At 75.5% G+C, this 18,420-nt stretch carries 16 protein-coding genes; 5 read left to right on the top strand and 11 right to left on the bottom strand.

Annotated features, from left to right (window positions below):
• Positions 1-46: 46 nt before the first annotated feature.
• The 8 genes from ABT015_RS01315 to ABT015_RS01280 all read right to left on the bottom strand — a co-directional run bounded on the left by ABT015_RS01315 (position 47) and on the right by ABT015_RS01280 (position 8,440).
• On the bottom strand, positions 47-925 hold the full coding sequence (locus tag ABT015_RS01315; protein ID WP_350875417.1) for a hypothetical protein: 879 nt from the start codon (positions 923-925) through the stop codon (positions 47-49).
• Positions 922-1,884, bottom strand: a complete 963-nt coding sequence (locus ABT015_RS01310; RefSeq protein ID WP_350875415.1) for a type II secretion system F family protein — start codon at positions 1,882-1,884, stop codon at positions 922-924. The genes ABT015_RS01315 and ABT015_RS01310 overlap by 4 nt, the downstream gene beginning before the upstream one ends.
• A complete protein-coding gene (locus tag ABT015_RS01305; protein WP_350875413.1) occupies positions 1,881-3,515 on the bottom strand; it encodes a TadA family conjugal transfer-associated ATPase in 1,635 nt (544 codons plus the stop codon). Before ABT015_RS01305 ends, ABT015_RS01310 begins: the two co-directional genes overlap by 4 nt.
• Positions 3,505-4,797, bottom strand: coding sequence for a hypothetical protein (locus ABT015_RS01300; protein ID WP_350875411.1), 1,293 nt, complete (start codon positions 4,795-4,797; stop codon positions 3,505-3,507). The genes ABT015_RS01305 and ABT015_RS01300 overlap by 11 nt, the downstream gene beginning before the upstream one ends.
• Entirely contained in the window at positions 4,797-5,612 is an 816-nt protein-coding gene (locus ABT015_RS01295) for an SAF domain-containing protein (RefSeq protein WP_350875409.1), read from the bottom strand. Before ABT015_RS01295 ends, ABT015_RS01300 begins: the two co-directional genes overlap by 1 nt.
• Before the next feature lie 269 nt (positions 5,613-5,881).
• The gene (locus ABT015_RS01290; RefSeq protein ID WP_350875407.1) at positions 5,882-6,826 is read right to left on the bottom strand and encodes a hypothetical protein; all 945 of its coding nucleotides are present in this window, start codon (positions 6,824-6,826) and stop codon (positions 5,882-5,884) included.
• Positions 6,820-7,392 carry a hypothetical protein gene (locus ABT015_RS01285; RefSeq protein WP_350875405.1) on the bottom strand — a complete coding sequence of 191 codons (573 nt, stop codon included), beginning with the start codon at positions 7,390-7,392 and terminating at the stop codon, positions 6,820-6,822. The genes ABT015_RS01290 and ABT015_RS01285 overlap by 7 nt, the downstream gene beginning before the upstream one ends.
• A 187-nt stretch (positions 7,393-7,579) precedes the next feature.
• Positions 7,580-8,440 carry a hypothetical protein gene (locus tag ABT015_RS01280; RefSeq protein ID WP_350875403.1) on the bottom strand — a complete coding sequence of 287 codons (861 nt, stop codon included), beginning with the start codon at positions 8,438-8,440 and terminating at the stop codon, positions 7,580-7,582.
• A gap of 196 nt (positions 8,441-8,636) precedes the next feature.
• Here ABT015_RS01280 and ABT015_RS01275 point away from each other — a divergent pair, with 196 nt between their 5' ends.
• The 3 genes from ABT015_RS01275 (at position 8,637) to ABT015_RS01265 (ending at position 11,194) form a co-directional block, all read left to right on the top strand.
• On the top strand, positions 8,637-9,080 hold the full coding sequence (locus ABT015_RS01275; protein ID WP_063350036.1) for a pyridoxamine 5'-phosphate oxidase family protein: 444 nt from the start codon (positions 8,637-8,639) through the stop codon (positions 9,078-9,080).
• A 109-nt stretch (positions 9,081-9,189) separates the two neighbouring features.
• Positions 9,190-9,642 carry a MaoC family dehydratase gene (locus tag ABT015_RS01270; protein WP_350875401.1) on the top strand — a complete coding sequence of 151 codons (453 nt, stop codon included), beginning with the start codon at positions 9,190-9,192 and terminating at the stop codon, positions 9,640-9,642.
• Between the two features lie 367 nt (positions 9,643-10,009).
• The gene (locus tag ABT015_RS01265) at positions 10,010-11,194 is read left to right on the top strand and encodes an MBL fold metallo-hydrolase (protein WP_350875688.1); all 1,185 of its coding nucleotides are present in this window, start codon (positions 10,010-10,012) and stop codon (positions 11,192-11,194) included.
• Between the two features lie 34 nt (positions 11,195-11,228).
• Here the strand turns inward: ABT015_RS01265 and ABT015_RS01260 are convergent, their stop codons facing one another.
• The 3 genes from ABT015_RS01260 to ABT015_RS01250 form a co-directional block, all read right to left on the bottom strand.
• The gene (locus ABT015_RS01260; RefSeq protein WP_350875399.1) at positions 11,229-12,173 is read right to left on the bottom strand and encodes a DUF389 domain-containing protein; all 945 of its coding nucleotides are present in this window, start codon (positions 12,171-12,173) and stop codon (positions 11,229-11,231) included.
• 117 nt (positions 12,174-12,290) lie between these two features.
• Entirely contained in the window at positions 12,291-15,056 is a 2,766-nt protein-coding gene (locus tag ABT015_RS01255) for a DUF7824 domain-containing protein (RefSeq protein ID WP_350875397.1), read from the bottom strand.
• A complete protein-coding gene (locus tag ABT015_RS01250; protein ID WP_350875395.1) occupies positions 15,053-16,456 on the bottom strand; it encodes an SWIM zinc finger family protein in 1,404 nt (467 codons plus the stop codon). The genes ABT015_RS01255 and ABT015_RS01250 overlap by 4 nt, the downstream gene beginning before the upstream one ends.
• Before the next feature lie 136 nt (positions 16,457-16,592).
• Here ABT015_RS01250 and ABT015_RS01245 point away from each other — a divergent pair, with 136 nt between their 5' ends.
• Complete coding sequence (locus ABT015_RS01245) at positions 16,593-17,492, top strand: acyl-CoA thioesterase (protein WP_350875393.1); 900 nt, start codon at positions 16,593-16,595, stop codon at positions 17,490-17,492.
• A gap of 129 nt (positions 17,493-17,621) precedes the next feature.
• On the top strand, positions 17,622-18,281 hold the full coding sequence (locus ABT015_RS01240; protein WP_350875391.1) for a TetR/AcrR family transcriptional regulator: 660 nt from the start codon (positions 17,622-17,624) through the stop codon (positions 18,279-18,281).
• The last annotated feature ends 139 nt before the right edge of the window (positions 18,282-18,420 follow it).

The following is an 18,420-nucleotide window of genomic DNA, read 5'->3' as shown; positions in this document are numbered from 1 at the left end:
TCCCGGGGTGGAGTGCGGTGTGATGCCAGATGCCCTGCGAGGAGGGTCAGTTGAGCATCTGGTGGAGTGCGGGGAAGACGATCAGGACGGTCATCAGCAGGGTGAGGGCGGCTCCGGGTGCGACCATCCGCTCGCTGTCGGCGTTGGCGCGGGCGAGGTCCTCGGCGAGCAGCTCGCCGCGCAGGCCCTTGGCGCGCGCCCGCAGGGTGTCGTACACGGCGGCGCCGTCGGTGCCGGACAGCCGCATGATGTCCGCCACGTCCTGCAGCGGGCTGAGCCCCAACTCCTCGGCGAGCGCGTCGAGTCCGGCCCAGGGCGGGAGCCGGTCGGTGGCGGCGCGGTCGAGGGCGTCGCGGATGCGCCGGAACACGGTGCCTCGCCCGACGGCGGCGGCGCGGCGCAGCGCCTCGGCGGGCCCGCAGTCGGCGGCCCGTTCCAGGGCGACGAGTTCGAGGTAGGCGGCGATGCCGTGCAGGTACTCGGTGCGCGCCTCCTTGGCCTCGCCGCGCACGATGGCGTCGGGGACGAACCAGAGCAGGCCGGCCAGCAGCGGCCCGGCCAGCAGCGGCAGGGCGAAGGGCAGGCCGATGCCCATCAGCACGGCCATCGCGCCCAGGTAGGCAGGCAGCAGCAGGCCGATCGCGGCGAACAGCAGCTTGTGCACCATGAACCGGGCCGGGGCGCGGCCGATCAGGGCGAGTTCGCGGTGCGGCAGGGACACTCCGCGCAGGCCGATCGAGCGCTCGCCGATCCGGTCGTACCAGCTCGGCCGCTCGTCCGGGTCCGCGGCCCGCTCGGCGGGGGTGCGGTGCAGCCGGTCCAGGGCCTGGCGCAGGTCGGGCGGCGCGGGCCGCAGTTCGGCGATCAGCAGGGCGACGCCACCGGCGGCGACGGCCCCGGCCAGCACGGACCAGGGGGAGATCACCGGACCTCCCCGAGCTGCTGGAGCGCCTCGTCCTCACGCACCGGGGCGCGGCGCCCGGCCTTGCCACGCCGGTCGGGCGCCAGCAGTCGAGGCACCGGCGGGTGCGAGGCGAGGGCGCGCATCCAGGCGATGATCGCGACGAACAGGGCGGCGACGACGGCGAGCACGATCTGCCCGAGCAGCGTGCCGTACGGCCGGGTGTACTCGGTGTTGAAGGAGCCGACCGTGACGACCAGCACGATGATGCCGACCAGCCAGCGGATGGTGGTGCGGTGCTTGGCCCGGTCGGCCTCGATGGCGCGGCGCTGACGGACCTCCTCACGCACCGAGTCGGCCATGTCGGCCAGCGCCCGGGCCAGGCCGGGCCCGCTGTCGCCGGACCGCAGCACGAGCGCGGCGAGCACCTTGTCGGCGGTGGCGTCGGCGACGCTGTCGGCGAAGGCCTGGAGCGCCTCCTCGGGCCGCCAGCGGGCCTGGAGCCGGGCGGCCAGTTCGCCGATCTCCTCCTCCAGGGCGGCGGGGGCGGTGCGGCGGCTGGTGACGATGGCCTGGTTGAGGCCGACGCCGAGCAGCAGCACGTCGGCGATGCGCTGGGTCCACTCGGACAGCGCCTCCAGGCGTTCGATCCGGCGGGTGTCCGGGCGGGTGGTGTCGAACAGCCAGGGAAGGCCGAACACGGCCAGCGGCACCAGCAGGGCGGCCAGCGGGATGCCGGTGAACAGCCAGGCGAGCGGGGCACCGGCGAGCGCGAGCGGCAGCTGGATCCGGCGCAGCCGGGCGACCCGGGCCGAGGCGGCGCCGGGGGCGCCGTACCAGAAGACGTGGGCGCGGCCGGCCAGCGGGCTGCTCCGCTCCGGGGTCTCGTCCCCGTCCGCCGGGTCGCTGCCGCGGGCCCAGGCCACCAGGGCGACCAGGCCGCCCGCGACGGCCAGCCCGCACAGAGCGAACAGCAGCATCATCGCGCGCCACCGCCGATCCGCAGTTGCAGCGGGGTGGCCCAGCCGCCGTAGCGGGAGCCGAGCAGGGCGGCGTCGAAGCCGGCCCGGCGCAGGTCGTCCAGGCACTGCGGCGGGGTGTGCGGGACGGCCCGCGGCTCGCCGAGGTCCACCCGGGGGCCGAACACGGTGTTCAGCGCGGGCCGGCCGCTCTCGCCGAGGCCGGCGACCTCCAGGACGTGGGAGACGAAGCGGTGCCGGCGACCGCCGACGGCGGTCTCGTCGACCATGGCGACGTGCACGATGAGGTCCAGGGCGTTGGCGGTGAGCCGGTAGGCGAGCGAGTCGGTCATGTGCGAGCCGTACTCCAGGCAGAGTTCGGCGATGCGGTCGACGACCATGTGCGGGCCGCGGGCGTGCAGGGTGCACATCGAGCCGCCCTCACCGTTGGTCATGACCCGCAGCATCGGGACGACCTCGCCGGATCGGACCTCGCCGACGATGATCCGGGACAGCGTCATCCGCAGCGCCGCCGGGATGAGGTCGCCGATCGTCAACTCGCCGGCCAGGCGGCCCTCGACGCGTTCGCCGTTGCCCTCGCGGGCCTCCATCGGGACGACCTGGCGCAGGTGGCCGAGGGTGTGCAGCCACAGCTCGAACTCCGACTCCAGGGTGCCGATCCGCTCGTCCGGCGGGATCTCGGCGGCCATCGCGCGCAGCAGGCTGGTCTTGCCGACGCCCTGGGTGCCGGTGATCATCACGTTCTTGCGGGCCCGGATCGCGGCGGCCAGGAACGCGGCCAGGGTGCTGTCCAGGGTGCCGAGTTCGACCATCTCCGGCAGGGTCGCCGAGGCCACCCGGTGGCGCCGGATCGCCACGTACGGGCGGGGCGTCACCTCGGTGAGCGCCTGGAGGCGCATGCCGCCCTCCAGGCGCAGCGCGAGGGTCGGGCTGGCGGTGGACAGGCTGCGCTCGCCGCCGCCGTGCTGGCGGGCCAGGTCCTGGAGCAGTTCGACGAGTTCGGCGTCGCTCTCGGCCACCGGCGGCACCTGGCGCAGGGGTTGGTGCACCCGGGAGACCCAGACGTCGTCGCAGCCGTTGATCAGGATGTTCTCGATCTCCGGGTCGTCCAGGTAGGGCTGGAGCCGCCCGGCCCGGAACAGCAGGTCGAAGACGGCCTCGGCGAGCGCGCGGTCCTGCTCCCGGGTGGGCGGGATGCCGTGGGTCTGCGCGTAGGCGTCGGACCAGCGCGCGACCGCCTCCTCGATCAGCGCGCGGCCGCGCTGGCGGCGGGTGGCGCGGTCCGGTTCGGCGCCCGAGGTGGCGGTCAACCGGGTGATCTGCTGGTGCAGTTCGGCCGCGACCTGGCGCTTCAGCTCGCGGGCGACCTGCGGGTCGACGGCCGGCCGGGTGGCGGCGCCGCGCAGGTCGAGCGAGGGCAGCTGGGAGGGCACGGCGGTGGGCGTGGCCGCGCCGCCCGCCTGGACGTACGGCGGTGGCGCGGGCTGCGGGGCGACGGGGCCCGGCCGGTAGGCCCGGGGCGGGGCGTCCGCCGGCGCCTGCGTCTGGGCCTGGGCCTGTGCCTGTGCCTGGGTAGCCCAGGGCAGTGCGGCCGGGTCGGCCGCGGGGTGCTGGTGCAGGGGGCTACCGCGCACGGAGCACCTCCCCGGGGTTGTACGGCTGCGGACCGTTCGGGTGTGTCTGATCGGGTGTCACGGCGGGCTGCTGGAGCGGGTAGCGGCCGTCGTCCTCGGCCTCCGGGCGGACGTACCCGGGCTGCTGGCCGTACGGGGCCCCGCTCTGCTGGTCGTACGGGGTGAACCCGCCCTGCTGGTCGTACGCGACGTAGCCGGCCTGCGGCCCGTACGGCGGCTGCGACTGCTGCTGGACGTGCTCCGGGAACGGGGCCGGAGCGGCCGGCTGGGGCGCCAGCCCGGCCAGCGGCGCCACCGGGCCGGTGGTGATCACCGGCCCGACCGGCTGCGGCGGGGTGTACGAGGGCTGCTCCTCCTCCACCGGCCGGTACGCCGTCGGCGCGGCCGCCTGCGGGGCGGGCACCGGGGACTGGGCGTGCACCGCGGTCGGGGGCTGGGCCGGAACCCCGGTCCGGGCCGCGGCGGTGAGCTGGGCCGGGACGGGCGCGGCGGTCGGCGCGAGCCGCTGGCGACGGCGGCGGACCAGCAGCTGCACCTCGTCCGCCGCCGAACGCGCCGTCCGCATCAGCTCCGAGCGGATGAACCGCCGGTCGGTGATGTCACCGCCGTCGGAGAGCACCCGGGCGGTGCGGGTGGCGTGCGGCAGCAGCCCCAGCACCGGCAGGCCGAACTCGCGCGCCACCTCCGGCCCCGAGTACGGCCCCTCCGCGACCAGCAGCAGTCCGAGCGCGTCCACCCCGGTGCCGGCCGTGGCGAGGTCCTCGGCGAGCGCGGACAGCCGGGGCCGGGCCGAGCTCAGGCCGCGCAGTGTGGTGCGGACGGTCACCGCGACCACGTCCGCCCGGCGGGCCAGCACGGCGCTCACGCCGGTGGCGCCGGAGCGGCCGAGGTCCACGATGACGTCGTAGCCCTGCGGTTCGAGGCCGTGCAGCAGGTCGACGAGCGGCTCCCAGGTGTAGGCGAGGCCCGGGGCCTGGGTGGGGTCGGTCAGCCCGGGCAGCAGCAGCCGCTCGGCGGTGCCCTCGGGCGAGAGGTCGATCAGCTGCTCCCAGATGGTCTCGGCGAGCAGTCCGCGGCGGTCCGCGACGGCCAGGTTGCGCAGCCCGTACACCGCGTCGACCCGGCCCTCCAGGGCGCCCGCGAGCACCGCGCCGCCGTCCGGGTCGGCCTCCACCAGCAGGACCCGCCGCCCGGACTCCAGCGGCCAGGCCAGCAGCAGGGCCAGGGCCGCCGTGGTCGCGCCGGGCGCGCCCGGGCCGCCGGCCACCGCGATCACCGCCATCAGGCGCCACCCGCCCCGGTCGGGGGCACGGGGGCCGTGGCAGCGCCGGGGGTGGTCCCGGTCGACGGGGCGGTCGGCGCGGCGCTGCCGCCGGTGCCCGCAGCGGCGGTCCCGGTCGCGCCGCCCGCCGCGGCGGCGCGGGGGGCCAGCAGGACCTGGATCCGGCCACCGGCCACCCACTGCGCCAGCCGGGGGCCGTCCGCCGCGCCGACGGCCACGTCGATCACCTGGCTGCCGTCGGTGTCCACCCGGCCGACCGTGATGACCGTCGCGGGCATCGAGTCGGCCTTGGTGTTGTCCGGGGTGTAGACCACGACGATCTGCAGCCCCGGCTGGAGCCGGCTGGCGGGCAGCTGGCTGCGCTTGGCCGAGACGCCGACCACGATCTGGCCGGGCTGCACCGCCAGGGTCTGCGCGACGTCGCCCCTGGTGAGCATCGCGCCGCGCTTGAGGTCGGTGGCGGCCCGCATGCCGACCGCCTTGTCCCGTTCGGTGGCGGACAGCGGCCGCAGCGCCGGATCGCCGGCGATCCGGGCCACCACCAGGTCGTCGTCGGTGATCACCTGCCCCCACGGGATGTCCCGGGCCAGCGCCAGCACGGCGACCCGCTGGCCGGTGCTGTCGTAGAGCACCGCGCCGCCCAGGCCGCCGGCGGCGATCAGCGCGACGGCCATCGCCAGCACCGCCGGGCGCCGCCGCCGGGCCCGCAGCGTCCGGCCGGGGACGTGCGGGGCGGCGCGCCCCTTGCCCTTGCCCGCGCCGCTGCCCGGGGCCTCGCCCGGCCCCTGCCCCTGGTCCGGGACCGCCACGGACACCGCGGCCCCTGCGGGTGTGCCGGATCCCGGCGTCGCGAATGTACGGTTCTCCACCGGGTTCCGCCCTTCCCTCGTGCTCGTTCCGGATCGTCAGTACTGGGTTCTCGCTGCTCGGGTCATCGCTGCTCGGGTCATCGCTGGTCAGGCCGTCGCTGGTCAGGTCGCCGGTGCCGGGCTTCGGCGCCCGGGCTGCGGTGCCGTGGTCGCGTGCGGCCGGGCCTCCGGCGCCCCGCGGCCGGGCCGCGGGGCGTCGGACGTCCGCCGCCGGGTCAGTTGAGGACCTGCACCTCGGCGACCTTGAGCGTGAAGTTCGAGGACTGCGGCATCTTGACGTCGAAGGTCTTCGCGTTCGGCCCCGTGACCACGACCTCGCCCACCCAGTTCGCCGTCACCGTGCCGTCGAAGACGCCGCTCTTCCTGGTGCCCGAGCCCACGGCGAACTCGTAGCCGCAGTCGGGGGACTTGGCGGCGCCGTACTTGGCGTCGTACGGCGTCCCGGCCTTGTCGCAGGTCACGGAGACGCCGCTGTCGAAGACCCAGGTCACACTCCTCAGCACCGGCGTGACGGTGACCGAGGCGCCCGGGACGGACAGCGTCTTGGGCGCGGGCGCCGCCACACCGTCCAACCAGAGCCAGACCGGCGCCTTCACCACCGCCGTGCCCTTGGGCGCGACACCCGCCGTCGGCTTCGGGAAGCGCATCTCGTGGGCCAAGCCGAAGCCGACGTCCACCAGGTTCAGCGCCGGCGGCCCGGCCGGCGAGGTGGCCTCGAACACGATCTCGGCGCCGTCCTGCCCGCCGCCCGTCTGCGGGCAGACCTTCGAGTAGAGCGCGCCCTCGGACGGCTTGTGGCCCTGCCACTCCGGGGCGCCCTCGGGGGGCGGGTTGTCCAGCGGGCGGAAGTAGCACCCGACGCCGCTGTTGAACCAGCCGCGCTCCGGGTCGTGGCAGGGCCATTGCTGGTCGTGGTAGCTGCACAGCAGCGGCCCGTCGCTCGTACCGCCCCCGCCGCCACCGCCGGGCTGCGACGGTCCGGGTTTCGGTTTGGTGCCACCGGTGTTGACCCCGGAGCAGATCACGTCCGGGTAACACTGCTCGGCACCTCCGCCCGGCGGTTCGTCCGCCGCCGCCGACACCGCCGAGGCCAACAGCAACCCGGCGGACAACGGCGCGAGGATCGCGAATCGCCGGGCCGGTTTACGCGTGTTCAGCATGCCCGGTCCACCTCCCGCTTGAAGTCGTAGATCAGCCAACGTGCTTGGAACCAGCGCAGGGACGCGGTCGCGACGTAGCGGTTCAGTCGGTCGCCCGGATCCTTCGCCACCTGGGTGACGGCGTCGACGCGATGCCATCCCGATACGTCGACGCAGTCCTCGATCACGGCGGTCTGCGGATCGGCTTTCAGGTCGATGGCCTTGACCACCGCCGAATTGCGCGGCGTTCCGGTCATCACCAGTTTGGCGTCGCGAAGTTGGCGGAGGCTGACCAGGGTGTCGGTGAGGGCCCGACCGGAGGAGTACGTCTCCAGAGCGAATCCGTCCGAATCCGACCGCCCGAATGCCTCGGTCTGGGCCTGCCACCAGTCCTGATACGTCCTCAGGGCCAGTCGCCCCATGGCACCTTCCGGCCCGTCCGTCGGCGCGATCGAGGTGTTTACCGAACCACCCGAAGGAGGTACCGGATCCACTCCCGCGACACTGGGCGCAGCCGTTCCGAGCCGATCGACGGAACCACCGGAACCGCCGCTCGCACAGGCGCCGAGGAGCAACACCAGAACCACCCCACCGACCCCAACCGCCCCAGGGCGCAACACATTTCCGCGCTGCCGCATCGCCCCACCTCGTCGCGACCGACCAATTCGTGATCCGTGGCCGCCGGAAGAATTCCGTCGTCCCGCAAGTGTTTCCGCTGGGGATCGATTCTTCGCCAACCCACCCCATCACGGCAACACCTCAGGCCACCTGACCTTACGCGGAAGGCGGTTCCGTCGGGGCACTTTCCCGCCACAGAACGGCCAACAGTTCTTCGGAAAGCGACAATCCGGCCAATGCGCCCCGAACCGCGGCCCGATTGCGCATCAACAGGCGCCCGCCCTGCGGCGGAACGAGCAGGCGCGCGCCCGGCGCACCCGAACTACCCGGCGCCTCGCCCCCGTCGAGCAGCGCGGCGACGGACGGCTGGAGGTCCAGCGGCGCGACGGCGGCCGGGGCGCCCGGGACACCCTGCCGCAGCACGGTGGTCAGGGCGTGGCTGAACGAACCCTCACCACCCGGCAGTACGGCGTCCCGGCCGCGTCTGCCCGGGGTGTACCGGCCGACCCGGCCCCACAGCGGGACGCGCGGGTAGGCCAGTAGTTCGCCCGCGCCGTCCTCGCCGCCGCCGCGCTCCAGCGCCGCCCAGGTGTCCCGGTCGGCCACCGCGTCGACCAGCAGCAGGGCCTCCTCGTGGTCGCCGTGCACCATCGCGCTGACCACCCAGTCCCAGGCCAGGCCGCGCCGGTAGGCGTTGTCGGCGGTGCTGCCGCCGGTCACCAGGGCGAGCCGGCGCCCGCGCGGATCGACCGCCAACTGGCCGACCAGGCAGACCACCAGCCACCGGCCCGGGTGCTGGGCGGCCTCCCGGACGGCGGTGAGCATCGCGTTGGCGTCCGCGTCCGGCGCCACCTCGGTGACCCGGCAGCCGGCCGCACCGACGTCGAAGCACATCCCGGGCAGCACCCGCGCGAGCAGCCGGGCGCCGTCCGGCGCCAGCGCCGAGCCCCCGAAGCCCCGATCGGGCCCGCCGTTCGCCCCGATCACCACCAGGTCGACCCCGCCCACCATCCGCACGCCCCCTCCCATGCCGGCCCCAGCGCACCCGGGGCCGCCCGCCGCGCCCGCCGCTGCCGTGGTGAGCAGGGGCGCGTACCGTACCGCCGCCGGGCAGGCTACCGCTCCGGGCGGCCGCCGACGGGGCTCCCGGCCCGTCCGCTCAGGGACCATGGGCCCTATCGGCACGCGCTCCGACCGGAGGACGATCGGACGCATGGAGCGTGAGGACCGTGTGGAGACCCTGAGCGAGGCCGAGTGCCTGCGGCTGCTCAGCACCGTGCCCGTCGGGCGCGTGGTGTACACCGAGCACGCACTGCCGGCCGTGCTACCGGTCTCCTTCGAGGTCCTGGACGGGCGGTTGGTGCTCGCCGTGCGCCGGGGAAGTGCCACCGCGCGCGGGCTTGACGGCACGGTGGTGGCCTTCCAGGCGGACCTGCTGGACCCGGTCACCCGGACGGGCTGGAGCGTGCTGGTCCACGGCCGGGCGGACGTGGTGCGCGAGCCCGAGCAGGTGCGGCGGGTGCTGCGGTCCGGCCTGCGGCCGTGGGTGGGGGACCCGGAACCGCTGTTCGTCGCGCTGGTGCCGGAACTGGTCAGCGGCCGGCGGCTGTTCCCGACCGGGCAGGACGCGCTGGGGCGCGGGGCGCTGCGGTCCTGAAACACCCGCGGGCCGCCGCGCCCCCGGGTTCCCGGTTCCGTACCGCTGACAGATACCGGCGGGTACGCATACGCTTCCGGCGTCCTGACCCCTCCCCCAGGAGCGCACCGTGACGAGCTTCGCCTCCCTCGCCGATCTGACCGCCGCCGTCGGCACCGAACTGGGCACCAGCGAGTGGCACACCATCGGACAGCGGCAGATCGACCTGTTCGCCGAGGCGACCGGCGACCACCAGTGGATCCACGTGGACCCGGAGCGGGCCAAGGAGAGCCAGTTCGGTTCGACCATCGCGCACGGCTACCTGACCCAGTCGATGATCCCGGTGCTGGCGAAGGAGTGCTACGGCGTCGAGGGCGTGCGCATGGCGCTGAACTACGGCTCGGAGAAGGTGCGCTTCCCGGCGCCGGTGCCGGTGGGCACCGCGATCCGGGCCACCGCCGAACTGCTCTCGGCCACCGAGGTGCCGGGCGGGGTCCAGGCGCTGGTGCGGTTCACCATCACCAGCGCGGAGAGCGCCAAGCCGCACTGCGTCGCGGAGACGATCACCCGCTTCTACGCGTAGCGGTCCTGGACGGTTCTCCGCGTAGCGGCACCGGGCGGTGGCCCCGGGCGCGCGGCCGGGCGGTGGGCGCGGAGGCCGGGGCGGGGTACGCCGATTGGCCCGCGCGGGGCCGCTCACCAGGTCCGGACGGCCCATGACGAGTAATCTCCGACGAGATGGTTGTCGTATCGCAGCGGCCTCACCAGTCTCCCGGATACGCGCCCCGGCATGCCCGGTAGCCGTGACCGTCCTTGGAGGAGCCTTGCCCCGCCCCGCCCCCTGGTTCTCCCGCCTCGCCGGTCTGTCCTCGCAGTTCACCACCCCTCCGACCAGCAGCCCGACCACCAGCCCGGCCCTCGGCCCGACGGCGAACCGCACCGGGTCGGACCTGGCCCGACTGCCCCGCGCGGCCTGGCACCGGGTCCGGGCCGAGGCCTTCGGAGCCGAGCCCCGGGGCGAACGGCTGGCCCGGATCCACCACTCCCCGCAGTTCGCCGACGGCGCCTTCCGCAACCCGCTGCCCACCCGCCGCCTGGTCTACGAGCGCAGCCCGCTGGAGATCACCCGCGCCCAGCTGACCGGGGACAAGACCCGCCGGGCACCGACCGCCGCCGTACCCGTGCACCGGCTGCTCCCGGTCGACCTCGCCCTGCCGCCGGACTCCGGACTGCGGCTCACCTGGCTCGGCCACGCCACCGTGCTCGCCGAGATCGGCGGGCGGCGGGTCCTGATCGACCCGGTGTGGGGCGAGCGCTGCTCGCCGTTCGCCTGGACAGGGCCCAAACGGCTGCACCCGATGCCGCTGCCGCTGTCCGAACTCGGGCCGGTGGACGTGGTGGTGATCTCCCACGACCACTACGACCACCTCGACATGGCCACCATCCGCGCGCTGATCGGGACGGACGCGGTGTTCGCCGTCCCGCTCGGCGTCGGCGCGCACCTGGAGCGCTGGGGAGTACCGGCCCGGCGGATCGCCGAACTCGACTGGTGGGAGTCGGTCGAGGTCGCCGGGCTCACCCTCACCGCCACCCCGGCCCGGCACTACTGCAGCCGCGGCCCGCGCACCAGCGCGCTGTTCCTCTGGGCGTCCTGGGTGGTGGCCGGCGGCGGGCACCGGATCTTCCACAGCGGGGACACCGGCTACTTCCCGGGCTTCGCCGAGATCGGCCGCCGGCTCGGGCCGTTCGACGCGACGCTGATGCAGGTCGGCGCGTACAGCGACTTCTGGCCCGAGGTGCACATGACTCCCGAGGAGGGCGTCCGGGCCCACCTGGACCTCGGCGGCGATCTGCTGCTGCCGATCCACTGGTGCACCTTCAACCTGGCGACGCACCCCTGGGAGGAGCCCGCCGAACGGGTGGTCACGGCTGCCCAGGCGCTCGGCGCCCGACTGGCGGTGCCCCGGCCCGGCAAGCCCTTCGAACCGGTCGACCCGCCCGCGCTGCGGCTGTGGTGGCGCGCGGTCGCGGCCACGCCTCGCGGCATCGAGCCGCTGGTCCGGGACCGCAGCGCGGTGCCGGTCCGGGAGCGGGCGACGGATCCCGGCGAGCAGATTTCACGATCTGTTCGCTGACATCTGTCATCTGTTCGCTGTCACCTGCCCGCCGTCACTTGTCCGCCCCCGGCCGCCGGCGGCGGATCAGCGCCCAGGCCCGCTGCTGCACCAGCAGGGTCAGCACCCCGGCCAGCACGATCCCCAGCAGGTTCAGCAGCAACTGCACGCTGGAGCCCCAGAACTGGCGGAATTCCCCGTACCCGAGCGCGACGGTGGCGTTGGCGGCGGCGGGCACCGTGGTCACCGAGATCGCCACTCCGACCAGCATCCCGGCCTTCGAGGAGGTCAGCGAGAGCACGCCCGCGATGCCCGCCAGGAAGGCGACCACGAAGGACGTCGCGTCGGGCTGCCAGATGAACGAGGTGTTCGGCCGCGCGGCGGCGAACTTGGCCTCACTGAACAGCCCGAGCCCGTCCATCAGCAGAGAGAACCCGACGGTCAGCGCCATCGCCACCGCGAAGCCGGTGACCAGCGCGTTCAGCGACCGCAGCGCCGGGCGCAGCCGCCGCTGGACCAGCGCCACGCACAGCCCGGCCAGCGGCCCGAACTCCGGCCCGACCGCCATCGCCCCGACGACCAGGACCGCGCTGTCCAGCACCGCGCCGCACGCGGCCAGCATCGTCGCCACGGTGAGGAAGGCCAGGAACACCCAGGTGAGGGTGGACTCCTCGTGCGTGATCTCGGAGACCGACTCCCAGACCAGCGCGTCCGCCCCCTCCCCCGGGGCCAGCCGCTCGGCCTCGTCGGCGGCCGCCGAGAGGGTCAGCTCGATGCCGGAGACGTCGATCGCCCCGCGCTCGGGCAGACCGGTCTCGCGCAGCACCCCCAGGACCTCGTCCGCCGACTCGCGGGCGACGTCGCAGAGCACCACGTCCCCGGCAGGCCGTACGGCCGCGCCCGGCAGCACCACGACGTGCGTCACCCCGACCACGGCGTCCAGGCTGCTGAGCACGGGCTCCCGCAGGTCGGGCGGGACGATCAGGCGCAGGTGCAACACGAGCACTCCGGTGGGACGGGGCGGGCGAAAGTCCCGCCCACCCTAGGCCGTGACCCGACGCCGCCGGCGACCCGCCGTCACCCGGTGGTGCACCTCGCCCCGCCGACGGCTGCGGCGTCACCCCGCCAGGACGTCCCGCAGCGCGCGGGCCTCCTTGACCAGGCGGCTCGATCCGCCCCGCTCCGCCGTCGCCGTCACCTCGGCCACCGGCCCCCGGGCGCGGGTGCGCCGGGCGCAGTCCGCCGCGAGGGCGAGCAGGTCGCCGAGGCCCCGGGCGGGCGTGCCCTCGCCGCCCAGCAGGGCCGGCAGCGCGGGCCCGAGCACCGACCAGACCGTGCCGTAGGCGCCCGTCCCGGCAGCGAGGGTGAGCGCCGCCGCGAGCCGGTTGAGCTTCACCGCGCCGCAGTCGACCAGCGCGCCGAGTTCGCGGCCGAGCTGCGCGCCGTCCAGGTCGCCGCGGGCGGCGAGCACCAGCAGGGCGTCGACGGCCGCCGTCCGGTCCTCGGCGTGCCGGGCGCCCAGGCCGTAGGCCAGCGCCAGGTGCAGGGCGAGCCCGGCCGGGCCGCCGGCCTCGGCGAGAGCGGGTAGCAGCCGGCCCGCGTCGCGCTCGTCCCGGTCGGCGCCGGCGGCGAAGTGGTCGAGCCACCGGGCCGCCAGTTCCTCCCGGTGCCAGGGGAGCATCGCGGCCCAGTGCGCCGTAGGCCGCCACGTCCAGTCGCCCACCTTGCGGGCCCGGGCCACGCTCGGCTCGGTGCCCTCCAGCAGCGCCCGGAACTCGGGGGCGAGCCGCTCGCCGTCCGGGCCCTTCGGGCCGGCCCCGATGCCGGGTTGGGCGACGGCCACCCGCCGGACGTCCTCCCACCAGCGGTCCGCGTACTGGTGGCCGCGCTTCGAGCCCCGGCCGGGGGCGAACAGCACCCGCTCGGACGGCTGGTCGGGCAGGCCGCCGGTGCGCAGCCACTGGGCGGCCCACCGCCCGGACGGCGAGGTGAGCGCCTCGGCGGCGCGCAGCACCCCGGCGTCGGCGCGGGGGCCGACCCGCAGCAGGGCCGCGCACAGGTCGGCTCGGCCGGGGGTGACGCCCGCCGCCTGGTACCCGGCGAGGCGTTCGACCAGCGTGCCGGGGTCGAGCGCCCCGGTGGTGTCGGTCGGGATGGCCAGCAGGTAGGGCGGCCGGTCGGCGGTCACCTGCCAGGCTGCCTCCTCCAGCCGGGCGGCGAGGGCGGTGCCCTGCGCGGTGTTGTTCCGGCCGCGCAGCGGGGAGCGGCCCTTGCCGCCGAGGAAGTCCCAGATCCGGTGCGGCGGCGTCTCGCCGGCCACCGCGGCCGCGACGTGGAGGACGTCCCGGGGCGAGCAGTCGCGCCAGCGGTCGACGCCGTGCCACGGGTGGACCCGCCGGACCGGCTCCAGCGCCTCGGCGAGCGCCGCCCGGTCCTGGTGGGCCTGGCGGACCAGGCCGTCCAGCACGCGCTCGAAGACCGCCGGCTCCGGCTCGTCGGCGGCGAGCAGGGCGGACAGCTCCTGCGCGAGTTCGGCCGCCGAGGCGATCGGCGGGCCGATCGGGAGGGGCTGGGGGGCGGGCGGGAGGAGTTCGTTCCACCCGGTGTCCGGGTCGTCGTCGCCGTCGCCACCGACCGGTGCGCCGAACAGTTCGCCGGCGCGCCGGTGGTGGGCGGGGTTCAGCGCCTCGGCGGCGAGCCGCAGTTCGGGCAGGACGGCCTCCCCGGCCGCGCGCAGGTGGCGGGCCACCACGTTCAGCGCCCGCTCCTGGACGGCCTGGTCCGGGTGCCCGAACGCCTCGGCGGCTGCGAGCACCACCGGCCCGGACCGCCCGGGTGCGCGCCGGGCCGCCCGCTCCAGCCAGCCGAGTTGGGCGCGGACGAGCTTCTTCTCGGCCCGGAACAGCACCACCGCGGAGGACTCGACCAGTACCTCGGGTTCGATCAGCCCGGCTTCGTCCAGCCCGGCGAGCACGTCCTGGGCGTGCCCGGCGACCACCGACAGCCCGTCCAGCAGCGGCAGCACGTCCCGTACCCGGGCCGCGTACTCCTGCGGCGTCGGGGCGAGGGCCCGCAGCACGTCGAGGAAGAAACGCTGGTCGGCCGGCTTGCCGCCGCGCAGCAGCCGGGCCAGGCAGCGGTCGATCAGGTCGGCCCGGTCCAGGTCGCCGACGGTGGCGAGTTCGGCGATCGCCTCCGTCCAGGCGTCCCCGGGGCGGGGGCTGAACCGCCAGGACAACGGCCCGCCGACGTCGGCGAGTTCGAACACCTGGGGCAGCAGTACCGGGGTGAACGCGTCGGCCCGCAGCAGTGCGAGCAGGGTGGGCCGCGGGCCGCTGCCCAGGCGCTTGCGGTCCGTCCACTCGCGGACGAAGGGCTCGCTCTGCGGCACCGCGCAGCCGGTGCGGCGCACCACGGCCTCGATCACCGGGTACAGCGACCAACCCCAGCGCGGCGCCTGACGGGCGGCGAGCCGGGTGGCCACCTCGATCTGCCACTCCACTGGCTGCGCCGCGACGAGTTGGGCCAACGCGGGGTGGTTGGCCCACTCCCGCGAGGTGAAGTCGCGGGCGCCGAGCCAGCTGGCGGCGCCGGCCGGGCCGGTGTGGCAGCCGGCACCGGCCAGCATCAGGGCGCCCTTGGTGGCGAGCGCCTCCTTCGACCACTCCTCGCGCAGTTCCTTGCGCAGCGCCTTCAGCGCGGGCAGGCACGTCCGGCGCTGCGCCTGGTCCAGCGCGGCGACCAGCGCCGGTATCTGCGGCATTCGCCCGCCCCGGACGGCGGCGAGCAGGTCCTCGACCGCGGTCGCGCCCTGCCCCGCTTCCGGCGTCCGCACCCCAACCGACTCCGGTACCGCTACCGACTCCGGTGCCACCCCGCTCACGCCCGGACCTCCTTCACGACCGTCGAAACCCGCTCCCCGGCCGCCCGCCGGGCCGCCTCCCGCACCATCGCGACCGCCAGCGCGTGCTTGCACGGACCGCGCCCGCCGCGGTACTTGGCCCACCAGAGGCAGGTGCAGCCGAGGCACCCCGCCTCGTCCGTACGCACCCGCTGGATGTGGTCGTCCACCGTGACGACGGCCGTCGTGCCGCCCGGCTCCAGCCGCACCGCGCCCGCCGCGACCAGGGCCTGGGCGGCGCGCAGCCGCGGGTTGGCGGCCTCGGCCCGCCCGGCGTCGTACGGGAGCTGGCGGTGGAAGTAGGCGGCCTCGGCGGTGTCGTAGCCGATCTGCCCGGCGGTGCCGAGCCGGGTGAGCGCGGCGCGGACCCGCTCGTGGCTGAGCCCGGACTGCTCGGCGAGGTCGGTGACCTCGATCCGCGGCTCCCAGGCGAGCAGCACCGCGACGAGGTCGGCGTCCTGCTCGGCGGTGCCGGTGGCGAGCGCGCCGAGCACCCCGCCCTCGCCGGAGAAGCCCCGGGAGGCGTCGGGCGAGAGGGTCAGGGTGAGCCGCATGCCGGGCAGGACCACCTCCCACGCCGAGGCGGCCGGGCCGGTGGCGGCGACCGGGCCGTACACCCGCAGGGCGAGCGCGTGCCGCAGCACCCGCTGGAGCGCCACCAGCCGGTCGGGCCCGGGCAGGCAGACCGCGCCGGGCACCGGCCGGGTGGTGGGCCGCAGCGTCCGCCCGGCCGGAACGACCCAGGCCGTGCTGGAGCGGCCGCCGCGCGGCAGCGAGCGCAGGAAGCGGACCGCCTCGGCGGCGGGCAGTTCGGCGCGCAGGTCGAAGCCGGCGGCGACGACCTGGGTCTCGGCGAAGCCGCGCAGCCAGCGCTGCGGCAGCGGCACCTTCCGCTCGACCAGCGGCCCGTCGAAGCTGGTGACCTCCAGCGCGTCCGGCCCGACCGCGAGGTGCAGCGGGTCGGTCGGGCCGATCCTGGTCAGGGCCTCCCGCAGCGGGTTGTTGACGTCCACGTTGGTGGTGCCGTGGCCGATCTCGTCGCCGTCGAGGCCGGCCTGGAGCACGTCGAGCCGGGCGTAGACGCCGCAGCAGCCGGAGAACGACTCGAAGCGCAGCCGGTCCCCGTTGGCGGTGACCACCGGGTCGAGCGAGGCGCGCAGCTGCGGCTGGTAGTACCGCGCGGCGGCGACGTCCGCGACCGCGAGCAGCGCGGCGGCGGCCGGCGCCGGGTCGGCCAGGAAGCCGGCGAAGAAGCGCGGGTTGGCCGCCTCCCCGAGCGGGGTGGCGCCGCCGGAGGTGGCCAGGTCGAGGCGCCGGCCGTCGGCGCCGTCGAGGACGGCGGACGGGCGCAGATAGGCGTACGCGTGTGCGGATTGCGTCATGTCGAACACGCTAGGTGAGGGCACTGACAATCCGTCGGGCCGCGACCGTACTGAAACAGGTTCTACCGAATGCCGGAGCCCCCGGGCGTTACCCAGGTCACATCGCGGCGCGGCGGAATTCTGCCACTATGGGCCCGTGACCGACCTGACCGAACAGGAAATCCGGGCCGACCGCCCGGCCGGCTCGTTCGCCGGACTGCTGGAGCTGGAACGACTGGACGAGAACACGTTCCGGGGCCGCTGCCACGCCGGGGCGCCGATGCGCGCCTTCGGCGGACAGGTCGCCGCGCAGGCGCTCACCGCCGCCGGCCGCACCTGCGAGGGCCTGCGCGCGGTGCACTCGCTGCACGGCTACTTCCTGCTGCCCGGCGACCCGTCCCAGCCGATCCGCTACGAGGTCGAACGGGTCCGCGAGGGCGTCTCCTACACCACCCGCCGGGTGACGGCGGTGCAGAACCAGAACGCGATCTTCACCCTCTCCGCCTCCTTCAAGCGCCCCGAGACCGCCACCGACCGCCACCGCACGATGCCGCCGCTGCCCGGGCCGGAGACCCTGCCGGACGCCTTCTCGCTCTGGGACCCGGCCCTGCGCGCGGCGATCACCGGCACCGGCGGCTTCCGCGACCTCGAACTGCGCTTCGTCCCGCCGGACGCGCCGGGCGTGCCGGCGTCCGTGCCGGGGATGCCGCAGCAGTTCGTCTGGCTGCGCATCGCCTCCCCGCTGCCCGAGGGCGACCCGCTCCTGCACGTCTGCGCGCTCACCTACCTCTCCGACCTCACGCTGGCCTCCACCGCCGGGCTGCACGAGCAGCCGAACTTCTTCCAGCGCACCGAGCCGCCCCGGCTGCTGATCGCCTCGCTCGACCACGCGATGTGGTTCCACCGCCCGTTCCGGGCCGACGAGTGGCTGCTGTTCGCCCAGCGCAGCCCGTCCTCCTCGGACGGCCGGGGGCTGTCGCTCGGCGAGTTCTACGACCGGGACGGGCGGCTGGTCGCCTCCGCCGTGCAGGAGTCGCTGATCCGCCGGCTGCGCTGACCCGGCGCGGGACGGGACGGGACGAAGCGGTCATCGCTCCCGGCCCCGGCGACGGTGACCGCACGGCGAACGCAAGGGGGCCGGTCGGCGTCATACTCCTGAGCGGCCCCGGCCCGTATCATGGTGCGGGTGACCAAGGTTGACCTGTCACCACGGCCGGTGGAGGCGATGTCTCCGCGCCAGCTCGAACGCCGCGGGAGCCTGATCGCGGCCGCGCTCGCCCTGGTGAACGAGATCGGCGTCGAACGGCTGCAGATGAAACAGGTCTGCGAGCGGTCCGGAGTCGCCCTGGGGACGGCGTACCGCTACTTCTCCTCCAAGGACCACCTCCTGGCTGCGGCGATCGCCGAGTGGCACCGCCTGCTGCTGGCCGATCTGGTGGCGGAGCTGCGCGGCCCGCGCGCCGGGCTGGGGGCCACCGACCGGGCGGTCCGCTTCGTCCGCGGCGGGATGCGGGCCTACCAGCGCCAGCCCGAGCTGGCCCGGCTGCGGGTGGCCGTCGCCGCCTCCACCGATCCGTTCGCCAGCGAGACCTTGCAGGGCATGGCCCGGGCCGACAGCACCGCCCTCCAGGCGGTGACGACCGAGGTGCCGGCCGCCGCCAGCGACCTGGTGCGGCACATCGTCGCCCACGCCTGGCAGGGCGAGCTGACCGCCTGGGTGACCGGCCGCACCACCCTCGGCGACGCCCGGCGGCGGCTGGAGGACGTGGTGCGGCTGGTGCTGAACCCGTACGAGACGCCGTACCCGGCGCCGTACGAGGTCCCGTCCGGCGCCCACCGGCCCTGACCCGTCCGACGCGACAGCCGGCTCAACTCCCCGGTGCCGGACGGCTTCCGCCCGCGGTTGCGGCCCGCCGCGCACGCCCCGGCCCATGAGCACGCGGCTGAGCACCCGGCCTGACGGGACGTAAGTCCCCACCCTCCGC

Source organism: Kitasatospora sp. NPDC094016, assembly GCF_040304045.1.
In the GTDB taxonomy this organism is placed as follows: domain Bacteria; phylum Actinomycetota; class Actinomycetes; order Streptomycetales; family Streptomycetaceae; genus Kitasatospora.
Note: the sequence above shows the minus strand (reverse complement) of the source record. Positions and strands in the feature narration are given on the sequence as shown.